At 63.0% G+C, this 2,573-nt stretch carries 2 protein-coding genes and 1 pseudogene; 2 read left to right on the top strand and 1 reads right to left on the bottom strand.

What is annotated here, in order from left to right:
- Nucleotides 1-8 precede the first annotated feature (8 nt).
- Nucleotides 9-643, top strand: a pseudogene (gene rpe / locus E1809_RS26285) (ribulose-phosphate 3-epimerase).
- A gap of 86 nt (nt 644-729) precedes the next feature.
- Nucleotides 730-2,208 carry a glyceraldehyde-3-phosphate dehydrogenase gene (locus tag E1809_RS26280; protein WP_133207149.1) on the top strand — a complete coding sequence of 493 codons (1,479 nt, stop codon included), beginning with the start codon at nt 730-732 and terminating at the stop codon, nt 2,206-2,208.
- Nucleotides 2,209-2,273: 65 nt separating this feature from the next.
- Here E1809_RS26280 and E1809_RS26275 read toward each other — a convergent pair.
- Nucleotides 2,274-2,573: RpiB/LacA/LacB family sugar-phosphate isomerase (locus tag E1809_RS26275; RefSeq protein ID WP_133207126.1), on the bottom strand; the 300-nt coding region annotated here is incomplete at its 5' end.

Genomic DNA, 2,573 nt, shown 5'->3' with positions numbered 1-2,573 from the left:
TTTCACCCTTGAAGTGCTGCATCAACCCCAGCATCCTCTCGGCCGACTTCGTCAACCTCGAGGCCGAACTCGCCCGCATCAGCAACGCCGACGCCGTGCACGTGGACGTCATGGACAACCACTTCGTGCCCAACCTGACCATCGGCCTGCCCGTCGTGGAACGCATCCAAAAAGTCAGCCCCGTCCCCCTGGACGCCCACCTCATGATCGCCAACGTCGACCGCTGGGCACCCCACTACGCCGACGCCGGCCTGGACTCGGTCACCTTCCACGTCGAAGCCTCCGACGCCCCCATCAAACTCGCCCGCGAACTACGCGCCCGCGGCTCCAAAGCAGGCATGGCCCTACGGACATGCTCACCGAACTGGACATGCTCCTCATCATGACCGTCGAACCCGGCTTCGGAGGCCAAGCCTTCCTCGACGTCATGCTCCCCAAAATCCGCCGCGCCCGCCAAGCCATCGACGGCTCCGGCGCCAACGTCGCCATCCAAGTCGACGGCGGCATCACCGAAGAAACCATCATCCGCGCCGCAGAAGCAGGCGCCAACGTCTTCGTCGCAGGATCCTCCGTCTACGGCAAACCCTCACCCGAAGAAGCCATCGAATCCCTCCGCGCCAACGGCCAACTCACACACGCATAAAACCCAGCCGCCGAGATCCGCCCCTGGAATTCTCGACCCGGCACTACGTCGCAGAACAAAAACCCCTACCCCAGGAAGGCAGCCTTATGAGCCAGACGTCAGATTCATATCTGGATACGTGGATGAGCCGCGAGGCTCTTGCCGAGGCAATGATTCCGGTGATCGGCCGGCTATACCGCGAAAACAATGTGGTGACCAGCATTCATGGCCGAAGCCTGGTCAACAAGTCCACCATGAGCATCCTCAAGGCGCACCGCTTCGCGCGCCGCATCAGCACCACGGAGCTCCCCCTCGAAGAGACGGCGCCGATCCTGAACACGCTGGCGCAATTGAACCTCGGCGCCGCGGCGATCGATATCGCCCGCCTCAACCAGAAGTTCAAGTCCGACGGCGGTGACCTGACTCTGGAGGAATTTCTCCTTCTCGAGCTGGCTGACCTCGTCGGGAAGCGGGGCGCGGACGACCGCACCAGTACCGACGTCGTACTTTACGGTTTCGGCCGGATCGGCCGCCTGCTCGCCCGCCTCCTGATCGAAAAGGCCGGTGGCGGCCACGGCCTGCGCCTGCGCGCGATCGTGGTACGCCGCGGTTCCGAGAACGACCTCGCCAAGCGGGCCAGCCTGCTGCGCCGCGATTCCGTGCACGGTCCCTTCGAGGGAACCATCAAGGTGGACACCGAAACCAACACCATTACCGCCAACGGCGTCCAGATCCAGGTCATTTACTCGGACAACCCTGCCACGATCGACTACACCGCATTTTGCATCGAGAACGCGCTCGTCGTAGACAACACGGGCCGTTGGCGGGACGCCGAGGGCCTGTCCCAGCACCTGCAGAGCAAGGGCGTGTCCCGTGTCCTGCTGACCGCGCCGGGCAAGGGCGGACTGAAGAACATTGTGCACGGCATCAACCACGGCACCATCCTGGACGAGGACACCATCGTTTCCGCGGCGTCGTGCACAACGAACGCCATTACGCCGGTCCTGAAGGCCATCAACGACCAGTTCGGCGTGGTCCACGGCCACGTGGAAACGGTCCATTCCTTCACCAATGACCAGAACCTGATCGACAACTTCCACAAGGGCGACCGCCGTGGACGCTCTGCCGCGCTGAATATGGTCATCACCGAGACCGGTGCCGCCCGGGCCGTCTCCAAGGCCTTGCCTGAGCTCGAAGGCAGGCTCACGGGAAGTTCCATCCGCGTCCCTACGCCGGATGTGTCGTTGGCTGTCCTCAACCTCAGCTTGGCGGCCTCCACCACCAAGGATGAAGTCAACAACTACCTCCGCGAAATGTCGCTGTACTCGGACCTGCGCGAACAGATCGACTACATCGACTCCCCCGAGGTTGTCTCCACGGACTTCGTGGGATCCCGCCGCACCGGCATCGTTGACGGCCTTTCCACTATTTCCAACAACAAGAACCTGGTCCTCTATGTCTGGTACGACAACGAGTTCGGCTACAGCTGCCAGGTTGTTCGCGTGATGGAAGAAATGGCCGGGGTCAACCTGCCGTCCTTCCCGCTGGAAGAAGCGGCTGTTCCCCTCCATGCACTGACGGTCTAGTAGTTAAAGGGTGAGGCCCGGCGGGACATGTCCCGCCGGGCCTCACCCTTTAAGCCTGTGTTGCTTTATTCGACGACTTCGCCGGTGGTTTCGTAGCTTGCGATCTTGCCGATGCGGCGCACGTGGCGTTCGGCCTTGCTGAACGGCTCAGCCAGGAATGCTTCGATGAGCTCGGTGGCCTCATCCACGCTGTGCTGGCGTCCGCCCACAGCCACCACGTTGGCGTCGTTGTGCTCGCGGGCCAGGCGGGCAGTATCCAGGTTCCAGGCCAAAGCCGCCCGGACGCCCTCTACCTTGTTCGCGGCGATCTGCTCGCCGTTACCGGAACCGCCCAGCACGATGCCCAAGGCGTCGACGCCGGCTGC

The organism is Arthrobacter terricola (assembly GCF_004354015.1).
Lineage (GTDB): Bacteria > Actinomycetota > Actinomycetes > Actinomycetales > Micrococcaceae > Arthrobacter > Arthrobacter terricola.
This window is presented reverse-complemented; position numbering and strand designations above follow the sequence as displayed.

Coding starts and splice junctions, on each gene's coding strand:
- E1809_RS26280 (WP_133207149.1), top strand. CDS start 730: ATGAGCCAGACGTCAGATTCATATCTGGATACGTGGATGAGCCGCGAG.